Source organism: Idiomarina aquatica (assembly GCF_003987185.1).
Lineage (GTDB): Bacteria > Pseudomonadota > Gammaproteobacteria > Enterobacterales > Alteromonadaceae > Idiomarina > Idiomarina aquatica.
This window is the reverse complement of sequence record NZ_PIPS01000001.1, coordinates 533085-553795: the sequence shown is the minus strand read 5'-3', so window position 1 is coordinate 553795 and position 20711 is coordinate 533085. Positions and strand designations below refer to the sequence as shown.

Below are 20711 nucleotides of genomic sequence, written 5' to 3'. Positions count from 1 at the left end.
CGCTTAGGCTCCAATTAACGCTTTGTAGCCTTCCCAAACAGTGTCGCGGTCGGTTGCGCTTGGCTTGACCGTTTTACCGTCCACTTCCACCGCTAAGTCACCCACGCTCGGTTTACCGTCGGCATTAAGCTCCAGCTTGCCGGCTTTGTGTTGAGCGTGAATAGCGGCCACGTAATGCGCCAAACCTTCCGGCTCGAACTTAGATAAGTCCAGCTCGTCCGGCGCTTCGGCATCAAAGGTCACTTTCGTCGGCTCTTTTTTATCGCCTCCGGTGCTTTGACTGGTTGATGATTTGCTTTCGGCCACACGCTGCACGGAAATGCGCGGGTCAGCATCGAGCTGCGCAAACTGTGCTTCGGTCACTTCCAGCTTGTTTTCGCCTTTGACCAGGTCAATGCCGGCACGGCGGTAACCGTCATGGGCGGCGACCATAGCAATGGCTGTAATTAATTTACTCTTAGACATCGTCTTTCCTCGGTTGAAAAAAGCCGCCCGCCGTTACTGCACAGGCGGCTCCAGGGAGAACATCAGCTCAATCGTCTAGTCGAGCCAGCTAACCACTAACACTTCAACGGCTTTGTAGTTCGGGTTACTCGCGCCGCCTTCTTCGTTCATCACTTCGATCACCCGATTCGCCTTGGCGCGGTTCTTCGGGCCAACGACTAACAAGTTAGGACGGACACCCAGCGGACGACCTTCGTCTGACTTCAAGCCCATCATGGATTCCATGGCGGTATCGAAGTTGGCACTAGTGAGGTCAGCTTTCGAGCCAAAGGCCAACTGCCACAAGCCAAAGCCTGCGTTAACCCGCGCATCGACGCCGTACTCAAACTCATCCCGCGACCAGACCGCTTCCGAGGTATCATCCTGACGCGCCTTCAAGTCATAATCGCGACGCTTCTGGAAGATGATCGGTTTTAACGGACGGTTGGTGTCGAGCAGGAACCATGGCACACCGCTGCCGGCTTGCATGTTACTGACTGAGGTATCACCGACTTTGTGATCCGTGTCGAAGAAGTTCTGGCCGTCGTAACACAGCTCATCAAAGCCTTTGGCCAACAGACCAAACACCAGCTCATCTGGGTGTGTCAGTGCGGAATAACCCATCTCTTCAAACAACGGGGTGAACACGCCGTAGGTATCGTCTTCGATGTCGTCGCGCGGAATAGCGACGGTTGACTCGAATTTCTCGTTAGTGATTGAGTAGCTGTGCGCTTTTAAGTTTTTGATGACACGGTCACCAATCCACTTTTGCAGGCGCGGGAACTGACCCAGCCACTTGTAGCTTTCTTCTTTGGTGCTCGATGGGACTTCCGTCGCCACGCGGCTCCATAGCACTTCGTTGCTTTTTAAACCCTTGTTAAACGCAGTTTTAATCGCAACGTAAAGCGTGCTCAGGTTCTGTTTATTAACAATCATTACAACGCCCCTTAAGCGATTTCGACCCAGACACCTTTGGTGTCCACGTCAATGATTTTGCCCAAGGCCGAGCGGGTGCCGGTGCCGTCACTGTTTGCCACAGTTTCGTCATCGACTACGTATGCCTGGCCACCAATATCCGTGCGGGTCACGCTGCCGTCATTCGTCAGGCAGAAAACACCCCGGCGCGAGCGGACGTTCTTTTCGCCGGCACTGCCGGCAGAGTTGTCCACGTGCTCCTGGCTAATGCCCCGAGCCACGAGGTCGGTTGCTGTCGCACCCGGCACGGCGTTGCCGGAGCTGTCCAGCATCACAATCGAGCCGCCAAAAATGCGGGTGGATGCTGCCACCGGGTCGGTGACCAGCGTCAGGTCTGAGCGATGTGTATCGCGGTCATTCGTTAATGGCATTACTGACCACCTCGCTGTTTCTTGTAGTCTTCAGGGTCGATATTGCAGGCTTTACAAACCGCCAACTCGTCCGCTGTTAACTCGGTTTCTTCTCCATCAGGCTTAGTGACCGTCTTATCGTCTTTGCCGGATGCCTTGTCCTTGTTGTCACGCGTAAGCGCCGCAACCGACGGGCGTGATTCAAGGTTCGATTTGAGCGCTTCAACGCCGTGCTTTTCAGCCAGCTGTTTCGCCCAGGCTTCTTCCGAGGCCAGTAAACGACCTTCCGAGCGCGCCGTGTCAATCAAAGCAGCAATCGCTGCTTCATCACCGCCGCTTTTGAGGGCAGCGATTTGCGTGCGCAACTCGTTAGCCACTTCAATCGGAACGTACTTGGCCGGATCGGCCTGCTGTTGTTTCAGTGCTGCGACTTCTGTCGTCAGCTCATCCGAGGCCTCGGCTTTTGCCTTCAATGCAGCAATTGCCTCATCAGCCTTGTCGGCGAGCTTTTTACAGGCGGCTTTGTCTTCGAGGTCTTTATCCTCAAAGTCGATGCCTAACGTCGTCAGCAGCAGTTTCAGTGCTTCGTTCATCGGACTATCTTCCTGTTGTGGTTGAATGCCCGAGGACTCGGGCGTAGGGGTAAAGTGCTTCATGGCCGCCAGCGACTTCATGCCGTCTAAACCGGGGTCGTTGGTCAGCGCAGCGTGATACAGGTCGGTGACTTCGCCGGTCTCTTTGTCGTAGGCGAACACAGCCGACACATAGCGGTATTCTTCGTTATCGATGTAAGCTTTGGCTTTGGCTGTCCAGCGCGGCTCCAGCGCGAACAGTCCTTCACCAGGCACGTATTCGAGCTCACGGAACCAGCCCGCCGCCGGCGCTTCTTTGCCGTTGGCTTCGGAGTTCAGGGTCTGGTGCTCGTAGTCAAAATGCAGATCGTTAGCGCGGGCAGAAACCTTGCTAATCAAACGGTCGGCCACGTCCTGGTTCATTACCCAGTGCGGGGCATCGAACGGACGGCCGTCTTTAGCGCGGAACTCACCGTCAGGCAACAACTGGACGCGACGCTTGCCGGAACCGGCGAGCGTAATGATGGTGCTCATAACGGCCATGCCAGACACATCACTGTCCGGGCGGCGGGTCGTCAGAGCGACAATTGGGTTTGGGTGCTTTTTCGTTTTCATGCCGCCCATATTGGCGACACTCGGGGTGAGGTTGGGATTAAAGTGTTTTGCTACTTTTTGAGAGGGTAGCTGTGGTGGTCGGGGGTTGACCAGGCGCTATTACTATCCTGAACAACGGGTCAGTTTTCAATCAAAAGTTGTGGGTTATTACGCGCGGGTGGAAAATCACACCCGCGCAAAACACCATGACCCCGTTTAAAACCCGTTTAAATTTTCCGCCACGGCATTTTCAGGGGTGACTTTGAACCATCGTAGCGGATAAATCATTTAAGGCGCTTAAAATGCTTCTGAGAGGTGCGCCCGAAAAATCGCGATAACGACGTTTTCATCCTCATCGGATAATCCGAGCCAGGGGCGGGCGGGTAAATTTCGTTTCTCGTAACCAAAGTGGTGGGCCGCACCGTATTCCATCGGCGTACCGAACAGCAGTTGCTCTTTGGAAGCGTTGTAGTTGAGTGTCCCTTTTAACGTGCCGTCTTCTATGAGTATGTCGCTGGGACGCTTTGAACGTTTCTTGTAATCATCAGACAGCGGGGCCCAGGCATCACCGTCCGGCGATTCGGCACGGTCAAAACGATCCTGGTGCGACTCAATCAGGTACTCGCCAATCTCGGCATTGGGCTCGGTTAAGTCGGTCCCTTGCTTGCGCAGCGCATCAAGCGCCTGTTTAATAATGGCGGTACTGCCATCGACAACAACGCGTGCACCGGCCATTAGTCTATCTCCTTGAGCAGTGCGTCGCGCTGGCCGGGCTCTTCCACCTGCATCAGAAACGACTCGACCAAGTCATAAATAAAGTCTTTCTCTTCACCTTTGGCCGCACGAATGAGCCGGTTTAACCGCCGCGCGTTCTCAATGGTCGGCGATTGATTAACGATCTCTTGTGCGGTCTCTACGACACCTTTACTCATCGTTTCCAGTTTCCTTTTTGCGTTGATGTCATGGCACTGTCTATCTGCTCTTCTATCCAGTCGGCCAAATCGACCGACCATCGGCGCAGCTCGTCGCGGGCAAAAAACCACATCACAAAGTGCTCGGCAAAGAACTCTTCAGCATTGGTGCCGCCGTAACGAGTAATGACTGTGCCACGAATGCGCGGATTCCAGTTAGCCTGGCCGCCCCAAAAGTGAATTTGATGACCAAGCTCATGCAGCCAGGTAATTAACACGCCTTCATCATTATAGCCTTTCTGCCGCAAACGGCGAGACATTGACCATTCGAGCTTGCCGTCGCGCCGCTCGTCCAAAAGCGTTTTTAACTCGGTTTGAATGCGCGTTAAATCGACGTTAGAGAAGCGCGTATCGGCTTTCACCTTTACGACAGTGAAGTCCCAGGGCACTGCTGTATAACCAGCAGCACGGGTTGCGCGCCCATACGTCCACTGGCGGTCGCGGGCATCGAGGCCAAGATAAGCGGCCACGTCCTCCTGGATGTTGCGCGAGGCTTTATTGTTGGTGCCAATTTCGGTCTGCTTAATAAAGAGTGTCTTGGTCGGGTGCACGGCCATAAACCGGCTGAGCGTATCAACCGAGGGTTTCAGCTCATCCGGAGCGCGCTGCCATATCGCGTTAAAGGTATCGTTGGTGACGCCTCTGGCGGTCGAAAATAAATCCGGTACCACCCGCTCGGGCGGCTCATAGATTTTGGCTTTGCGCTCGGCCACCTGTGCCAATGAGCGGGTTTCAACACCTGAGCCGGGCGCGTAGTCAAAGCCCGGGTCAATGCCGCGCGGCATCTCAAAGACCTCACCCGTGACCGTGTCGGTCCACTCATACGTGCCGTCATTGGGGGCGTTGCCTGGTGTCAGGCCACGGCGCTGCATTTCGTTTTCAGAGCGGCCATAAACTTTGCACTTGCAACCATAGCCGTTGGTCGGGAAGTGCTTCGCCCACCAGGGATCGTCTTTTGGCAATACCAAACGGTCCCAGGACAAATGCAACGGGCGCGGAACAATGGAATCACCGTGGCGATACTCCCAGAAAGGGAAGCGCTGCAACTGAGCGTAGCGGCCCGCGTTGTAACTCTGCCGGACGTTGGTCTCATAGATAACCCGGGAGCGCCAGTTCGCGTTGCCGGTATGCGACCAGCCATGACGTGCCACAATGCTTTTGAACTCACGTTTAAACCAGCTAATTGACCGGCCGTTTGCAATGGCATCATCCACGGCCATGCGAAAGTCATTGAGCAAATCATCTTTCATTGCGCCGGCGACCATAAAGGCACGGTCGTGCGCTTTAGCCCAGACATCGGCCCAGCGCTCCGTTGGCACGTTGAGCTTTTGCCGGAAGTACTTTATCGCCTCTTCAAACGGCAGGGAGCCGTACTGAGCGCTCGGCATTACTCACCGTCCTCCACATCCGAGCGACCGGCCAGCTCTGCGGCCAGCATTGACTGTGCTATCAGGTTGCCCATTTGCTCGCTGTCAATATCAAGCTCCGCCAGTGCGTCCTGAAGCTCTTCCAGGGACTCGGCCTGCTCAACGAGCTGACGCACTTCGTCGGTCATATTCTCCAGCATGGGAGCCATGCGCTGTTGCAGCTGGCTGATAAAATCATCGGTCGCGTCATCGTCAATATCGCTCTCACGACGCAATGATACAATGCGCCGATTCGCGGCTTTTGGCTCGGGCTCTGCCGGTGGTACCAATGATTTGCTATTGGAGACAACCAGCAAGTCGTCATCGTCTTTGGCTTCGGGAATGTTGGTTTTCTCATGCGCCCACTGCTTAGAAATACGCATCCCCATGCCCACCAGTTTCGGTACCGACTCGCTGAAGCTTTTTAAATCCTCGGCGTCTTTGGTGTCGAACTTAAAGCGCAGGCGGCGATGCTCACTGGTAAAGCTGGTGCCGTTCAGCATATAAAACGGCATGATGAGCTGTGAGGTCAGTGTGCGGCCAATTTGCTTAACATCCGAGTCACGCAGCTCCTGGCGCACTTCGTTGTGCACGTTGCCGAGCGCATTGGTCGAGGTCTTGCCGTCGGCCTGCGAGGTCAGTGTACCACCAAGGATTGCTTTGGACTGCGATTGCTCCGCCCAGGTGATCATGGTTTTGTATGGATCGGATGAGCCTTTGGCCGCGTCTTTAAATTCGATTTCCATGCCTTTGGGAATGATGCCGCCGGCATTATGGCCAATCGACATCACCGCCCGCAGCAGGGTGCTTTTTTCATCGCGGGTGGCTCCGGTCGGGTATTTGCCCAGGCGCAGCGGCAGACCGTAAATCTCAAGAAACTCGGCCAAGTCACGCACGGAGTAGTTCTTAAACAGGAACGGCCAGGCCAGTACACGCACCAGACCGGTACGGGCAACGTAACCGCTTTTAGCCTGGTGGCGGTGCACTATCCAGTTGAGCGGTTCGAGTGCCGCACCTTCCGGCGTGTGATCACGCAGTCGCAGCTCATTGCGATAGAGCGTATGGGTTTTAAACCAGGCTGGGTCACGCCACTCAAGTTCGGGTGTCCATAGCTTCTGCTCGTATTGCCACTTCATTTCAGTGGCGCTGAAGCCTTTGGTGATAGCATCACCCATATTCAGGATCAGGTCATCGAGGAAGTCGCCGTCTTCAAGCCATTCGGTGATCATCTCGGCGTCACGTTTTTCGGCTTTGCTGGCGTCCTTGGGTGGTTCAATGGTCCAGTCTACGCCCAGCATGGCGCGCTTACGTTTTTGCAGCTCACTAAAGATGTGGGCGTCTTTTTCTTCCATGTCTTCAGCCAATTCGCACTGGGCCACGATATTACCCAGCTCGGCGTCATTTAGTATGGCGGCCAGCTTGGTCGGGGTCAGTCCACGTGATGGGTGGTTGCTAAAGTGCTGCAATAAGTGCGCAACTTCAGAGCGCTCTGTTTGCGCCTCTTGAAGAGCGGTTAAATCAATCTTATCGCCGTTATAAACTTTTACTCTTGGTTTCATAAGGCTCTCCTACCATGCACCGTCGAACGGCTCGTAAACATCGACATCATCGTCATCATCCCACTCACTGCGTTTCGCCGGCAGCGCCTCGAACTCAATCGGCGAGCCGTCCATCCAACTGGCGCGCTCGGCCATCGCCAAGGCAACCGCAAAGTCACCGTGGCGCTGAGTGCCGTCAGACTGTTTGTCGCTGCCTTTATCAATTTTGGGAACGCCGTTTTTAACCTGAACCTTGGCAAAGTCATCCAGGACGTTCTGATGACGCGGCAACTCATACATGCCGTCTTCAAATGAGGCTTTTAGCTTCGGCATCCACTCGCGGTACCAGTTGTCGTTTAGCATGACCTGGTCCACCATTTCGACGCCGTACTTCAGCGCCGCCGCCTCGGCCAGATAACCGCCGTTACCGGTTGCATCAAACGCCATGGCGCGCAGGCGGGGCAGGCGCTCTAAAATGTAAAACATGATCTGGCGCTGGCCGTCATAGGTCAGCTTGGATAGCTCCACAACAAACGGAGTGCGTTTGGACAAGTCCGGCTTTATTTCCAGCGGCAAAAATACCGACATATCGCCGCGACGGGCAAAGTCCTCACCAAAGACGTGCTGGTTTAGTGGGTTTAATTGCTCCAGCAGCGGCAGCAGGTGTGTTTCGCACCACATATCAATAAAGAGATTGCGAGCTTCCTCGGTGCGCAACTCAAAGTCTTTCGGGGCTTGTAGCGTCACAATCGGGATGGAGCGGTCGCGCACCATGGCGTTTTCTATCAGTACCCGCTTAATGTAGTGACCGCCTGACTGCTTGGGCACGCAGCCATACTCTTCATTGGCCGAGGCTTCATCCGGGGCGTTCTTATAGAGGTCATCGCGCCACTTTTGTTGCTTCTCTAAAGACCATTCCTGGCCGGTCACAAAGCAGATGCGTTTATAAAGCCCTTCCTCAATAGCATCATCCAGGGTAATGGTGTGGACCGAATAGTCCTTTTTGCCCGCCCGGGCATCGTTAATGTACTGGTTAAACAGGTTATCAACGCCGTTATGGGTCGATATGATGCGGATGCGGTTGCCCCACATAGTTAACGCCATGGCCGCTTTTAACAGCTCGTCCAGGGACTCATGGAATGCGGCTTCATCAATGATCACATCACCCTGCAAACCACGAAGGTTCGAGGGACGCGAACTGAGTGCCTGGATCTTAAATCCGCTGTTCGGGAAGCGGATCATATAACTGAGTATTTCTTCCTGTTTGCCTTCATCCCAGAATGGCTGCTCATACACATCGGCTTGAGCGAGCTGGTTGTAAGCTTTGGCAAACAACGAACAGGCGGCAATGTACTCCAGCGCCATTTCCTTTTTTGAGCCGACATAGAAGGCATTGCCGCCGCCGCGGTGCTTAGGCTTTGACGCGGTTAATACGTTATCGCTGGCCTCCGCCCAGGTGATACCTGTCCGGCGCGACTTTTCGGCAATCTTAATGTTGGCGTCATCTTCCATCCAGCGCGCCTGATAAGGCAGTAACACCGGCTGTTTGGCCGGTGAAAGTCGCAAGTCGCTGTCATGGGCATCCACCCCGGCCAGTTGGCACTCTTCGCGCAAGTCTATCTTGCGCGGTGGTGCCGTTGGCCGCACCTTCATTTTAGCCATCGCTATATCCTGTCATGGTTATTCCCGGCCCAGCAGAATGCCGCGAATTCGGTCTTCCAGCTCTTCCGACATGCCATCCACACCGCGCAAGTCATTCTCAACGTCTTCAGCCATGCGTTTGCGCAATTCAAGCTCGCGCTTAGTTGACTCAACGGCGGCTTTTTCCAGCCGTTCAATGGCGTGTGAAAGGTCTTTTAACATCTTCGGTTCGACCGCTTCACCGCTGTCGCTCATCTTCAACACCTGGTCAAAGGCGAGCGTTCGCACCATCTCAATAAGCAGTTGTGACACTTCGCCGGAGGGCTCGGTACCGAGCTTGGCTATCCACTGGTCAGAAACGGCGCGCGCTTCTCGAATGCGTTGACCCACAGTCTCCATCGAGGTGGCGTAGCGGTTTAAGCCCGAGCGAGACAGCTTGAGCTCATCCGGCAGGCCTGACGCATCAATGGCCTGATTGACCTGCTCAAGAATGTCCGCCTGAGTCAGCCGGCCGTCGCGCAACAGTTTGTCCAGGCGCTCTTTAATTTGCCCCGGTAACTGATCCACTTTGCTGGGTTTGCCGCGTGTTTTTTTACTCATGTCAGGCTCTCCGGCGTTTTACGCCCGGCCATGTAATGATGCCCTCGGCCACGTCCTGCCCCTGGGTTGTCAACTTGGCAATGGTGTAGCCGGTATGAGAGTCCAACGTGACCAGCCCCTGAGTCTCCAGCCAGTGCAGATTGCCCCGACATTCGTCGCTACTCATCGAGTTACCAAAGTGCGCACACACCGTGCGAATTTCGCTATCATTCATCCGGTAACTGGGCTCATTGACCAACGCAATTAAGATCGATAGGCGGAAGCTCTCCGCCCGAATTTGGCGCAAACTCATTTCTTGTTAAGCTCCTTTTCGAACAGCATATCGACGTGGTTGCTAAGCTGTTTTATGGACGGCTCCAACCGCTTAATATCCGAACTAACTTGCCCGAGCTGTCGCTCCAGCTGCCTGATTTCGCCATGGCTCGGCGCTTTCTCTACCGCGTCTTCTACGCGAGTCAGGCGCAAGTTAACCTTTTGCAGCTCGTGTTCGTTTTTCTCCTGGGCAGTACGTGAGGCGAAATGCTTGGACAGCACCAAGAACCCCAGAAACGCCAATATCTGAAGCGCCGCGATAATGTAAGGCGCAAAGTCCACTAACCACTGCATCACTGCCCCTTCCTCCGTTCGTAATCCTGTTGGCAACTTATACAGCGCACCGCATCGGGAATATGCTTAAGGCGCGCTGGGTCAATGTCGTCCAGGCAATCAATGCAGACCTGAATGCCCTCGACAAACATCGGTTGCTCGGACGGTCGTCTTTTCGCGGCCTTGATGGCCTTGTCGCGATGCATTTGCTCCAGCTTCTGGGCGCGGTCAAACTGATCCATTCTTCTTACCCAAAAACTTAAATTTGTTACCGAAGCCATCGAGCGTGCGGAAGCCCATATAAGCCAGCGTCGGAGCTAAGAACATGCCGGCAATTTCCCAGCTGGCACCGTCGCCTTTATCGAACACCGCCAGCAACTCAAACAACGCGATATAGGCAAAGCCGAAGTAAAACGCCCGCCGTGCAATCTTCGGGCGAGTGCGGCGCACGTACTCATCTTCGGCGTTGTCACCGCTTCGAATGGTTTCTTGTTGTTGCTCGTGTTGGTGCTGCCGGTCCTTTAACTTGGCCATCGCCGCCTGGTGCTCCAGCTCACGCAACTGTTTGCGCTCTTCGCTTTCCATTCGCTTCAGCTCAACCATGGCTTTCGGGTCAGTCTGTAGCTTCTCTAAGACCTTTTCCGGGCTGTCTTCTACACCCAGCCAACTGGCGATTAATGAGCCGGTCGCACCGCCCGCCGGTCCACCTAACAGTGAGCCAACGACCGGAGCCGCACCGCCGATAAACTCTTTTACTTTATCCCACATGAGATGCTCCATAGCGTTTGCCAAACAAACGTTGGCGGGTTTGGTTAAACAGGCGGCGGCCAGCGTCATCATTACTGACGGTGCGCTCATTCATGACCATCATTTGGTCAATATCAATGTCGCTCACAGCGAACCAGCCGGCTTCATAGCTTCCGGCTAAGTGAACCGGCCCAAACGGATTTTTAAAGATGATTTCAGTGCCGTTTAAACGATGGTTAAACTCAGCAATCAAGCGCTCGTTCCAGCCCTCCACAAAGCGTTTCTTAAAGCCATGAAACCCCGTAGTCGGAAAGGTCGGGGCAGGCAATTGGATCTTGCGCCCATTCATTGCCGAACCCCTTTTGAAAGGTTATTAAGGTATTGCTGAAGCTTGAATAAGCGGCGCATCCAGCCGCGTATAAACTTGGTTTGCGACGGCGTTTCTGCGGCAATTTCGTGATACCTCAGCGCGCGATGCGACAGAAAATCAATGAGCAATTGCTGCTGGTTGCGTGACTCAATCGCGGCAATAGTTACCGGACCAATGAGTCCATCGGCTTTGACACGCAGTGCTGACTGGAGCAGCTTAACGGCGGTTATCGAGCCATGATTAACCGACGCATCAAACACCGCTATGGCGATAGGGCGCGGTAAATCCTCGCAGCTGGCCGGATAGAAGTAATTGGTCAGGTAGCGCAGTTCGGCCTGGTCGCGAGTGATACGGGCCACGTCCACGTCCGGGTTGTAGTTTTGCGCGATGCCGAAACGCGTTAAGCCACCCTTGTCGTCGGGGTCGTCGGACTCAATGCCTTCAACCTCAAATACAAAGGCCAGCCCCAGTTCAAAGGTTTTCTGGAGCTCGGCGTCTTGGTCTGAGAAAAGTGTTTTTTTGTTCATAGCCGCCATAGTGGCGGCTATTGGTCAAACGTGGGGATTAAAGCGTTTTGCTACTTTTTGAAAGGGCTGTTTTTGTATTCAGGCATTGGGTTGAATGGGCCGTTAATGAAACCATAAATGATCTCATATGCGCCCGGATCGTCTTTGCTATACCTAGGATTATGGTTCAAGTCGCAAAGATAGTACCAATGTCGTCCATCTGAACCATTACTTCTGGTTGCTAGATATTTTCCCCAAACAATGAATCTATGCTCTTCTAGTTTGTGCACCTTCATTGTTGAAAAATCCGAGTTCCAGACTTTTCGACCGGCTTTTCTAGTGTCATCGATAACCAGCCCACGACACTCGCTGAATGCACCATCTTTGACCATTCTGACTTCTTTTGCCTTTGGGTCTTCTGGTATTGATGATACGAACAGAATTACTAGAGCGACTACGGCGAAAAGAAACGCAGTAATGTAAACGTTTTCTTTAGTTAAGTACTTTGATTTATCACTCATAGGTCTCCCTACCCAAATAGTTTATGTTGACGGCGGTCGCGCTCTAACTGCCGTTGCTCGCGCAAAATCGCGTATATCTGCTGACTGGTCAAGCCGTACTCACGTTGCAGAACGTCAATGTTGCGGCCATTGTAGCGTTGCCAAATGTCTACATCGCGCAAGGCTTTTTTCAGTCGCTCATCACGCGGCAAGTAGTACTGACGACCGCCCATGTGGTGCGCCTGACGTGCGACCAGACGTTTTGCTAACTTAAGCGCCTTGCTCTCATCCAGCTTAGCAGAGCTTGTCATTTCGTCTTTAAAAATACTGACCAGCTCGGCCAATGCGTGCGGCCATGCTGTTGAATCAAGCTCTATATCTTCCGCTTTGCTCAACAATTCATCAAGGTTTTTATCGTCTTCGAACATTTCATTCTGCATTTTTACGCTCCTTGTGAGCCTTACGACACGCCTCAAAGACCTCGGTCACCTGTGAGTACGGCAATAGCTCGTCCTTGTCCAAGAGCGCATAACTATACCCGAATTTGGTGTCTAACCAATTGATCATCAAACGCTTATGCCATTTTTTTAATGACTCAAGCACTTTAAAGGCGCGGTCGTAGCTCAGCCAGCCAACGTGACGAACGCCGGTCATGCGAAACACCCATTTATCCAGGGCTTCTTCCGAGCCGTCTTTTAACAGTTTGTCGTTGGCCGCTTGTATCCAGATAGCGCGAATGACCCTAATTTCAGGCCACTTAACCGGCTTGCTGGATGACGGCGATTGACGCTTTTTGCTTTTTTTAGCGCGCTTTTTAAACCCCTTGTCTTCAAAGTGATTGAGCACCTTTTGCAGCTCGGCCAGAGTCATGTCTTTACAGGATGTTTTTTGGCAAACACCCTGCAATGCAGCGCGATAGGTCTCGTCATCGAGACGCAATTCACGCTTGGCCACGTGGATCAGCTGTATCAGTTTTGCCTTGCTATTCATTATTCACCTCGGCTGCTCATCAGTGACTGGCAACCACGCCAGCCAGACGCCCCGTAGGGCGTTTCGCTTAGGCTTTTATGTTGTTGCCGAACACCCAATCCCACACGCGCTTAATGAGTGGCTGGCGAGTGCGCTCGTGCATCTTCCGCAAGCAGTCAATGGCAATGTTCATATCCCGGGCGCACTCCCAAAGGGTTTTTATTTTCTCTTTGTTATCGTTGACCTGGGCTTCCAGTGGGCTTGGCTCTGCTAAAAGCTCATTCGACTCACTACTAGCAAGCATTTCGCCTTGGCCAGTGAGTAACCACCGTGCTGAAAACCCTCTTTGTACGAAAAACACCAAAGTTAGCGCGTTGGGGATCGAATATGACTTTTCATTGTGTTGATAGCCTTTGGTTGACATTCCCAGCCGTTCAGCGATTTCGCCTTGCGTGTAATTGAGATGATTACGCGCTGTGAAGAGGCGAGCGCCAATGCCGTTATCATCTTTAGGTACGAATTTTTGACGGTCAGACATGACTGCCTCTGCTTTCCGTGGTCCCTGATGTTTTTCTACCCCAGCATCTTTTAGCAACATGTCGCCCTTGCCAGTTAGAAGCCAATTACTGTTTACGCCAAGGTCTACGCACGAATCGACTAGCATCGCGGAAGGGGACGCAACTCCTCGCTCATTGCCCTGGTACCCTTTAAGCGACATACCGACTTTTTCTGCCATTTCAGCCTGCGTCAGCTTCATGCTTTTTCTAAACAACTTCAGGCGCTCACCAAAATTAGACTGGAACTCCTTTTCAGCAATTCTCATGAAAGACTCTCCTGCTTTACCGGACCATAAAACGAGGTGGTCACACGGCGGTTAACCACTTCCTTGATTTCGTTCAGGTGCTCTTTAAGCACCTGGTGACGGCTTAGCAGTTCATCCGTGCCAACCTTTTCCAAATCAGCTTTGGTCGTCCAGGCGTAAAATTTCATGCTGGAATCGTTGGCCGAATCAGCCTGCTTTTGCTCTCGCTCTTTACGCTGAACTTCCTCTGTGATGGGGTTGCTGGCCAATAATGGCTTACGCCACGGGTGCTCCGGTGCAGGCTTCGATGATGCTGACTCCGCTTGCACTGTTCCCGCTTGCACTGTTCCCGCCAGGATGTCATTGGACTCCGGGTCTTCGGGCTCTTGCTCGCTGCCAAGCGCCTGCTCAAGGAACTCTTCGCCCTGGGCAATAGCTTCTTTGCCTGCTGGCGTAACCGTGTACTGGCCGTTACCCAGGCGCTTAACAAAGCAAGCATCAACCAGTTGCGCTGCCAGCTCTTTCCAGTCGGAATACGCCATCACCGGATAGCTTTCATCCAGTGGCTCGATAACTGCCCGTAGGCCGCAGGGTTGCACCTCCTGCAAGGTCTTTAAAAAATCGAGTTTCATTGTTCTGCCTCGTTGTTTGTGTTTCGTATTAGCTGCTCATCAGTGCCAGGCCGCCACGCCTGACAGACGCCCGCGAACGGGCGTTTCGCTATACCTTGGTAAAATCGACGGAAATAGGCTTGTAATCACCCGCGCTGTCACGCTCGTAAAAGCGCATGTACTCTTTGCTGCCGACCACGTTGATGGCGTCAGAAATAGCGTCCATGGCTTTTTGCCAGCGCTCGTCCTCAATTTCATAACGACGCAGTGCCAGCACTTCGCGGGTGTTGATGTTGCCTTCTTTGTCGGTCTCGAATACACGTTCAACCAAGGTTTTAAGCTCGGAGCGGGCATCCTGTGACCAGTCGCGGACGCACTCTTTAATGAGTTTTTCCGCCACCTGTAATTCAGGGCCCAGGGTGATGCGGTCCTGGACAGCAACTGACAGCTTGTAACGACCATCAAATGAATAGATGGTCACGTTGCCTTTTTTGCCGCCCACTGTGGTTTGGTAGCGCTCGGCTATCATTTCCATGAAGGTTCCAAAGTCGTCGAATAACGCCTTTTTAAAGGCTTTTAAATCGCCGTTTTTCTCTTTGGCTTTGGTGACCATTTCGTTCACAAAGTCGTCTTTTAAAATGTCCAACTCGTGGATCTGGTCAATCGGAATCAGACGGCCTTTGGCGTCTTTTTTATACTGCTCTTGTTGCATTGGTATTCCCCTAGTGCACTTGGTCAATGATGCGTTCGTTCAGCCAGCGCACAGCGCAGCCTTCGAACATTCCGGTACGGATTCTTACAAGCTCACCGCCGCCACGGCGGATTGAGACTTCGGCAGGGCGCTGCGCAAAGCGCACGCCCTTGGGTGGTTCAATGGTGATCACCGGCTTGCTGGCCGAGATACACACATTGCAAACGGTAATGTTGAGCGCCTGAAGCTTTTCCACTGCCTGAATTGCGACGGCCCAGTTTTGTTGTTGTTTGGTCATATCAATCACCTTTGTTTGCTGTTTTTAGGCGTGCTGCGAGGTTGTGTACTTCGCTCTCAAGCAGCTGAATGTAAGTTAGTTGCGCGTCTTTGCTGCTGCCTTCCTGGCTGGTTGCCTGGGTCTTTAACAGATGCAACGTGCGATGCGGGTTGTATTCCTGTGGTTCGTCAGTGCTGACGTACAGCGTGGGAATAACCTCACCGCCGAACTGTTGCTTTTGCTGGCTGTGCGGGCAGCCGCTGCGACAGGCTTTGAAGAAACGTAGATTCATCGGATTGCTACCAGGCTTCTTGCGCTGATTGCTGAAGCATTGCTGTGCCGGTATTTCACCGGCGACGGGGCATTCCACGGTACGGTTAAAGAACACGCCTTCAACGCGCGCTTTCATCCGTTCAAGGTTGCCGGGGTATTTGCCGTTCACCAGCTGGGAGACTGCCGCACGGCTGGTCTCCATCATTTCAGCCACAGCGCCCAGGCCTTGTTTGCTGACTTCGCGCTTTAACACGTCTATCCATTGCATGATTCAGCCTCCACTTTGCGTACCTCACCGGTATTAGGGTCAGAGCAGGTTTGCGGGGCAACGCGAGGGTAGTCAGGGCCCGTATTGCGTAGCAGACGATAGCGGGCATAACCAGCCACTTCGCCAGGACGGCCATTGTTGACTTTGCGCACGTAACCCCAGCGAATAAGCTCGTTCACGTAGCGTGAAACCAGCGCCATGCTGACATCAGCCGCGGCGCACACTTCGGGCTTGGTGAAAGCCCGGCAAATACGCAGGGTGTTCCAGATTTTCTGCCGCGCCGGCAGGGCAAGGTCGATGGGTTTGCTGGTCACTTGAAAGACCTTTAAACGCTTTTTTAACCGGCCTTCAGTAAAGCCCACTTCTTCGACATAGCCCTTGCGGCGAAGACGGTTAACCATGGTTTGCGCATGAGTGCGAGACACATCGAGCTTGCGCATCACATCGTAGCGGGTGAACTGGCCGAGCTCGCGCATAACGGCTAACTGACACTCTGCTGTTACTGACAGTTTTTTATGATCCATTGGATTATCCTTATTATTTTTAGCGCACGGTTGCTGTTAACGGCGTTGCAACAGGAACAACGGCTCTTTACCCCAGCTGCGGCGGTCCACGGTGTCGAGCTTGTTTGCCATGGCAAAACGCTCAATCTTCTCCAGGGCAACGAGTATTTGACGCATTTCGCCGCCGCTCTCGTTACAGATGTAGCTGAGCATGTCCTCTTTGATGTCCAGGTTGATTTCGAACAGCTCTTTAACCAGCATTTCCATGTCGTCCAGGTCAGCCGGTTGAAACTCGACCCACTCAGATATGCGGTTAAACATTTGCTTGCGGTGGCTGATGCGACGGGCAATTTGCTCCATGCCAATCAGTACAATTGGCTCTTCGGCGCTGTCGTAAATGTCGCGAATGGTTTCCATGATTCGGGTGTTATTGACGATGTGGTCGGCCTCATCAATAAACAGCGAGCAGTGGTCCATAACCATGCGCTCAATAACTTGCCCTACCATGTTGGAAAGCGGTGGACGTGGCACCTCACCCATTTCCTGCAACACACGCCCTAAGAATGAGCTGGGTGTGTCGGTGGCGTAGCAGCGCACGTACACGCTGCGGGTTTGGTTGAACATCCAGACAACGGTAGTGGTTTTACCGAAGCCAGAGGGCCCGTGAATCAATCCCAGACCAGGGATAATTGATGACCGACTCTGTAAGTTACGTAACAGATTCATTGATTTGTTAACGTTTTTGACTGTAACCACTTTATGTTTCATAATTTAAGTCCTCTTTTGGGGTGGTAATTTACGAGCGCGCTAACCGTTTTTGGCTCGTTTAGCGTGCTCGTAGGTTGCGACTTGACGCCATGCTTTAACCTGCATTTCGCCAACGTCACTCATCATGTAATCCTCAACTTTCATTTGCTCTTCTTCGGTTAAACCTTCCTCCAGCTCTTTGTAAATGAGCATTTGGATCAGATCCGCCTCGGTACGGATGATTTTCTGGCGACGCTCGCGGATAGGCGCTTCCTGAGTCCTCAATTCCTCTTTCTCGCGCTGCTGCTCGGCAATCATTTCGCTGATGCTTTTAGCCTCGACTGTGTCTGCGATAGCGTCAGAGCTGCCGTACTTCATTGCTTTCTCAAAGCCCTCAAATTCAGGCTTATCGATTTCAATTGGACGTTGTTTGAATGGTGCTACAGCTGCATTTCTTCTTTTTGCTGCGGCGATAAGCAGGTTTGGCGCATCTTTAAGGCCCAGCTCTTTGCCTTTTTTGATGATGTTCCTACGAAAGGCCATGAGCTCTTTCTCTTTGCGTTTTTTGCTGCTTCGCAACACGGCGCGCTGCTCTTGGGTGGTTGATGTAATGTCAGTTAAAGGGAACACCTGGCCGTTGGCGATGCCGTTAGAAATGTCCTTCCCGACAAACACTTCAGGATCGTCCGGGTGCTGGTAGACTTCGATTCGTTTGCCAACGAGGTCGTGAAGCTCGGGCGCTACGTATCTCACCTTGTTCAGTTGAACAAAACCGTTTCTTACCGTTGGTTGACCAATTGGATTAGTGGCAATAGCCAAGGTCTCGTAATTGACGACACGAGGTTGGTAGCGTGACTCGATATAGACTTGCTCGGGCGTCTTGTCGCCCAGCCCGGCGTGAGGTTTTTTCTCGTAGTATTCGGTTAAATATTCATCAAGTATCTGTTGAATTTCTTGGGCTGTCATCGTAGCGCCAAACTCAGCAATGTCAGCAGCGAGAACGTCCTTGCCTCGACGAACAGCTCTTTTATGGGCGAAAGTACGCTTTTCCTCAATGCGTTTACGATCCGCCACATTGTGTCCGATAAAGCCGGGCATCGTCGCTATAAATCCGCGAGCCATAGAGCCAAAGAATCGCTCGATGAACGGCTTTTCTTTGCCTGAATAGGGGCGGGTTTGAACTCGTTTAACACCAAGGCGCTCCAGCACTTCCTGAAACTTGTGAGATATGTAGTCTCTGCCGTTGTCGGTGACCATGACGCTGTCGTCAGACGGCAGTCCGAAGTCCATAATCATTCGGCGAAGCAGCGCCAGGTTGGCATCGGTTGTTTGGCTCGGTACCAGCAACAATCGAACGCGGCGAGTGTAGGTGTCGATGCCCGCTGTTATTTTGTAGCGGCCATCAACACACATTACGTCTGCTGGTGTCCCATCAAACTCCCAGATGCTGTTTGGGGCGTTGCCGGCATAGTGAACACCTATCTGAATTTCATATTTACTGGTGAACTTTGTCGGGTTAGTGACGAAAGTCATTTTCTGTAAATCTTCTTCCGAAAGACCGTAATACCAGCGACGGAATGAACTGACTGAGGGAACTGAAAAATCAAGGTTTCGGCCTTCCTTAAAAGCCACTACAAGCTCTCTAACTTTGGTAAAGTTTCTTTTTTCAAAAAGGTGGGACAGATCACCCCACATAGCTTGCAAGGCTTCTACCAATTCAGGTTGCTTTTCTATCTTGGTTTTCTGTAATGCGCGTGGCTTATTTAAAAGCCCGTCGATTCCGTCTTTTTCAACAGCTTTTAACCAACGACACAGCGTCGCAGGACTTAAACCGAGCTTGATACCTTTATCCTCAAGAGCTTCAGGCAAATACTCAGGTTCGACTTCAATTTGACCGCTCTCAAAAGCATTACAGAATCGGCGTAGACTTAAATCTTTCTGGTTTCCTCTTTTGCGTTGGTCTTCGAGGTTCGCTTTTCGGTACGCCTGGACGTATGCGTAACGCGCCCGCGCTCTCAAGATTTGTGTTTCAGTATATTCCTGAGCCTCTTGCACCGACTCCAGTTTCGATTCGACAGCCTTACGCTCAAAGTGATCATAAACCTTGGCTTTTAAGTCCTCGGGGAATGACTCAATAAGGTATAGCTGGGCGGCACGACCAACATCACCACGCCGAACAGTTTTTGTGTCCGTAAGCCAGTTCTCGGCTTTTTTCTTTTTGGACAAAGACGGTTTCGACAAGCCGGTAATTTCAACAAGCTCATCCACCGTCACAGAGATGGTTTTAAACGAGCTCATTGGGAGTCTCCTTGTCGCTTATCTGAAGCTTCTGTACTATGCTTCGGTTTGAACGATTTCGACGTTGGCCAGCCTCGATGTTTTTTGATTGGCTTGTGATTGCTGTCGTAACGAGAGGGCCAGATTTCCCAAGGCTTTATCCCAAGGGCTTCTGCTATAATGCTCTCCACACGAGGCCAGCGCTTTTTTAGGGCAACGGCAACCGACGCAGCGGACAGCTCGTTTTTTAACGCTAACTGGCGTAATGACCAGCCTGCTTTTTCCAATGCACACTTGATGTCGGCAGGGTGCATGTCAGAAGCAGGACCAGGTGCCACCCTGGTTTTTTTTCGGCTTGTTTGGTTAAACATACTAAAAGAATGAGCTAAAAATCGCTTATCGTCAACAAGTAAAGATATATTTTGCTTATATCTTGGTTAAGATATTGAATTAATGAGAGAAAAATAATGCATAATGTGAGCGTGCTGAAGGAGCTTGGTTTTGGAGAACGGCTAAAAAAAGCAAGAAATCACTTAAAGATGAGCCAAACTGAATTAGCCAAAACAGCAGATATGTCTTTGAGAGGTTATCAATCTAACGAGCGAGGCGAGAGTACTCCTTCAGCAATAATACTAAAGGCGTTGGCTGACTATGGAATTAGCCCTCTTTGGATACTTACTGGTAATGGTGAGATGCTTCTTAATTCGAAGACCAAAGATATATACAAAAGAACTGAAGAATCAAAAATCGAAAGTAGGGATATTGTTGAGGCGTTCAGCCTAATTTTTGCAAACTTAACTGAGCAGAATATCTCTCAATCTAGAGTAGATGAAATTCAAGAGCTCTATGAACAAATGGAAGTGCAGAACAATGCGGCCTTCTATACTTTTATTCACGAACTAACCAGACCTTTTAAATCGTTCTATTTGTTGCCGGTAATTAATCCTAAAGACGAGTCTGCATTTCATAGTTTCGGTTCGGATCTTAATTTATATGAGTTTCACCCGGTACGGCGTAGCTGGGTTGCTAATAAAAAACTGAACCCCGAACACCTCAAAGCGGTATTTCCGAGCGACGATGCAATGGCACCGACAATTAACCAGGGCGAGATAGCTATTATTGATGACCGCGCGGCATTGAGTGGCAGCGGACTATATGCACTGAGCTTCCAGGATAAGATAGTTATCCGCAGAGTAGAACAAAGAATCCGCGGCCTAGTTATAATGACTGACAGCGAGCATTACTCGAACGAAGTATTGAGTGATGATGATGCTAAAAAGGTGAGCGTTTTAGGAAGGGTGGTTCGGATCGACTCTTACAGCTAATAACTTCCACTTATGAAATAAATTAACGTCATTTATTTACTGAATAACTCAATACTGACGCGGCCTGTGAAGTTTATTTACTGCTATTCTGAAAAACGGCCTTTTCAGGCTCCAAAAAGAATGCAACATA

The 20711-nt window shown here is 51.9% G+C and carries 29 protein-coding genes and 2 other RNA genes; 1 reads left to right on the top strand and 30 read right to left on the bottom strand.

Annotated elements, in window-relative coordinates:
- Positions 1-3 precede the first annotated feature (3 nt).
- The 30 genes from CWE23_RS02760 to CWE23_RS13975 form a co-directional block, all read right to left on the bottom strand.
- The gene (locus CWE23_RS02760) at positions 4-465 is read right to left on the bottom strand and encodes an HI1506-related protein (protein ID WP_126819345.1); all 462 of its coding nucleotides are present in this window, start codon (positions 463-465) and stop codon (positions 4-6) included.
- Between the two features lie 75 nt (positions 466-540).
- Positions 541-1419 (bottom strand): Mu-like prophage major head subunit gpT family protein, encoded by an 879-nt coding sequence (locus tag CWE23_RS02755; protein ID WP_126819344.1) that lies wholly within the window; start codon positions 1417-1419, stop codon positions 541-543.
- A gap of 11 nt (positions 1420-1430) precedes the next feature.
- Positions 1431-1829, bottom strand: a complete 399-nt coding sequence (locus CWE23_RS02750; RefSeq protein ID WP_126819342.1) for a hypothetical protein — start codon at positions 1827-1829, stop codon at positions 1431-1433.
- The gene (locus CWE23_RS02745) at positions 1829-2995 is read right to left on the bottom strand and encodes a phage protease (RefSeq protein WP_157982898.1); all 1167 of its coding nucleotides are present in this window, start codon (positions 2993-2995) and stop codon (positions 1829-1831) included. Before CWE23_RS02745 ends, CWE23_RS02750 begins: the two co-directional genes overlap by 1 nt.
- A 276-nt stretch (positions 2996-3271) precedes the next feature.
- Positions 3272-3709 carry a phage virion morphogenesis protein gene (locus CWE23_RS02740; RefSeq protein WP_126819339.1) on the bottom strand — a complete coding sequence of 146 codons (438 nt, stop codon included), beginning with the start codon at positions 3707-3709 and terminating at the stop codon, positions 3272-3274.
- Positions 3709-3906, bottom strand: coding sequence for a hypothetical protein (locus CWE23_RS02735; RefSeq protein WP_126819337.1), 198 nt, complete (start codon positions 3904-3906; stop codon positions 3709-3711). Before CWE23_RS02735 ends, CWE23_RS02740 begins: the two co-directional genes overlap by 1 nt.
- Complete coding sequence (locus CWE23_RS02730; RefSeq protein ID WP_126819335.1) at positions 3903-5333, bottom strand: phage head morphogenesis protein; 1431 nt, start codon at positions 5331-5333, stop codon at positions 3903-3905. The genes CWE23_RS02735 and CWE23_RS02730 overlap by 4 nt, the downstream gene beginning before the upstream one ends.
- Positions 5333-6910: a DUF935 domain-containing protein gene (locus CWE23_RS02725; RefSeq protein WP_126819333.1), complete on the bottom strand. Its 1578-nt coding sequence runs from the start codon at positions 6908-6910 to the stop codon at positions 5333-5335. Before CWE23_RS02725 ends, CWE23_RS02730 begins: the two co-directional genes overlap by 1 nt.
- A 9-nt stretch (positions 6911-6919) precedes the next feature.
- A complete protein-coding gene (locus CWE23_RS02720; RefSeq protein ID WP_126819332.1) occupies positions 6920-8551 on the bottom strand; it encodes a terminase large subunit domain-containing protein in 1632 nt (543 codons plus the stop codon).
- A gap of 18 nt (positions 8552-8569) precedes the next feature.
- Entirely contained in the window at positions 8570-9130 is a 561-nt protein-coding gene (locus CWE23_RS02715) for a DUF3486 family protein (RefSeq protein ID WP_126819330.1), read from the bottom strand.
- Position 9131: 1 nt separating this feature from the next.
- A complete protein-coding gene (locus CWE23_RS02710) occupies positions 9132-9422 on the bottom strand; it encodes a VpaChn25_0724 family phage protein (protein ID WP_110012696.1) in 291 nt (96 codons plus the stop codon).
- A complete protein-coding gene (locus CWE23_RS02705; protein WP_241970564.1) occupies positions 9419-9736 on the bottom strand; it encodes a DUF2730 family protein in 318 nt (105 codons plus the stop codon). The genes CWE23_RS02710 and CWE23_RS02705 overlap by 4 nt, the downstream gene beginning before the upstream one ends.
- Entirely contained in the window at positions 9736-9957 is a 222-nt protein-coding gene (locus CWE23_RS02700) for a TraR/DksA C4-type zinc finger protein (RefSeq protein WP_126819327.1), read from the bottom strand. The genes CWE23_RS02705 and CWE23_RS02700 overlap by 1 nt, the downstream gene beginning before the upstream one ends.
- A complete protein-coding gene (locus CWE23_RS02695; protein WP_110012693.1) occupies positions 9944-10483 on the bottom strand; it encodes a hypothetical protein in 540 nt (179 codons plus the stop codon). The genes CWE23_RS02700 and CWE23_RS02695 overlap by 14 nt, the downstream gene beginning before the upstream one ends.
- Positions 10473-10811 carry a hypothetical protein gene (locus tag CWE23_RS02690; protein ID WP_126819325.1) on the bottom strand — a complete coding sequence of 113 codons (339 nt, stop codon included), beginning with the start codon at positions 10809-10811 and terminating at the stop codon, positions 10473-10475. The genes CWE23_RS02695 and CWE23_RS02690 overlap by 11 nt, the downstream gene beginning before the upstream one ends.
- Entirely contained in the window at positions 10808-11359 is a 552-nt protein-coding gene (locus tag CWE23_RS02685; RefSeq protein ID WP_198678795.1) for a glycoside hydrolase family 108 protein, read from the bottom strand. Before CWE23_RS02685 ends, CWE23_RS02690 begins: the two co-directional genes overlap by 4 nt.
- Positions 11360-11409: 50 nt before the next feature.
- On the bottom strand, positions 11410-11859 hold the full coding sequence (locus tag CWE23_RS02680) for a hypothetical protein (RefSeq protein ID WP_126819322.1): 450 nt from the start codon (positions 11857-11859) through the stop codon (positions 11410-11412).
- A gap of 8 nt (positions 11860-11867) precedes the next feature.
- Entirely contained in the window at positions 11868-12278 is a 411-nt protein-coding gene (locus tag CWE23_RS02675; protein WP_126819321.1) for a Mor transcription activator family protein, read from the bottom strand.
- On the bottom strand, positions 12268-12828 hold the full coding sequence (locus tag CWE23_RS02670; RefSeq protein ID WP_126819319.1) for a gp16 family protein: 561 nt from the start codon (positions 12826-12828) through the stop codon (positions 12268-12270). The genes CWE23_RS02675 and CWE23_RS02670 overlap by 11 nt, the downstream gene beginning before the upstream one ends.
- A 6-nt stretch (positions 12829-12834) precedes the next feature.
- Positions 12835-12897, bottom strand: an RNA gene (locus CWE23_RS02665) — hammerhead ribozyme type II.
- A complete protein-coding gene (locus CWE23_RS02660; RefSeq protein WP_126819317.1) occupies positions 12896-13630 on the bottom strand; it encodes a helix-turn-helix domain-containing protein in 735 nt (244 codons plus the stop codon). Before CWE23_RS02660 ends, CWE23_RS02665 begins: the two co-directional genes overlap by 2 nt.
- On the bottom strand, positions 13627-14241 hold the full coding sequence (locus CWE23_RS02655) for a hypothetical protein (RefSeq protein ID WP_126819315.1): 615 nt from the start codon (positions 14239-14241) through the stop codon (positions 13627-13629). Before CWE23_RS02655 ends, CWE23_RS02660 begins: the two co-directional genes overlap by 4 nt.
- Before the next feature lie 26 nt (positions 14242-14267).
- An RNA gene (locus CWE23_RS02650) (hammerhead ribozyme type II) lies at positions 14268-14332 on the bottom strand.
- A complete protein-coding gene (locus tag CWE23_RS02645; RefSeq protein WP_110012684.1) occupies positions 14330-14932 on the bottom strand; it encodes a DUF3164 family protein in 603 nt (200 codons plus the stop codon). The genes CWE23_RS02650 and CWE23_RS02645 overlap by 3 nt, the downstream gene beginning before the upstream one ends.
- Positions 14933-14942: 10 nt before the next feature.
- Positions 14943-15209, bottom strand: coding sequence for a hypothetical protein (locus CWE23_RS02640; RefSeq protein WP_110012683.1), 267 nt, complete (start codon positions 15207-15209; stop codon positions 14943-14945).
- Position 15210: 1 nt separating this feature from the next.
- The gene (locus tag CWE23_RS02635) at positions 15211-15729 is read right to left on the bottom strand and encodes a hypothetical protein (protein WP_126819314.1); all 519 of its coding nucleotides are present in this window, start codon (positions 15727-15729) and stop codon (positions 15211-15213) included.
- Positions 15717-16253: a helix-turn-helix domain-containing protein gene (locus tag CWE23_RS02630; protein WP_126819312.1), complete on the bottom strand. Its 537-nt coding sequence runs from the start codon at positions 16251-16253 to the stop codon at positions 15717-15719. Before CWE23_RS02630 ends, CWE23_RS02635 begins: the two co-directional genes overlap by 13 nt.
- A 36-nt stretch (positions 16254-16289) precedes the next feature.
- Positions 16290-17000, bottom strand: a complete 711-nt coding sequence (locus CWE23_RS02625; RefSeq protein ID WP_126819310.1) for an AAA family ATPase — start codon at positions 16998-17000, stop codon at positions 16290-16292.
- A gap of 39 nt (positions 17001-17039) precedes the next feature.
- Complete coding sequence (locus CWE23_RS02620) at positions 17040-19277, bottom strand: DDE-type integrase/transposase/recombinase (protein ID WP_126819309.1); 2238 nt, start codon at positions 19275-19277, stop codon at positions 17040-17042.
- Positions 19274-19570, bottom strand: coding sequence for a helix-turn-helix domain-containing protein (locus tag CWE23_RS13975; RefSeq protein ID WP_420809955.1), 297 nt, complete (start codon positions 19568-19570; stop codon positions 19274-19276). The genes CWE23_RS02620 and CWE23_RS13975 overlap by 4 nt, the downstream gene beginning before the upstream one ends.
- A gap of 153 nt (positions 19571-19723) precedes the next feature.
- Here CWE23_RS13975 and CWE23_RS02610 point away from each other — a divergent pair, with 153 nt between their 5' ends.
- A complete protein-coding gene (locus CWE23_RS02610; protein WP_126819305.1) occupies positions 19724-20581 on the top strand; it encodes an XRE family transcriptional regulator in 858 nt (285 codons plus the stop codon).
- Positions 20582-20711: the final 130 nt, after the last annotated feature.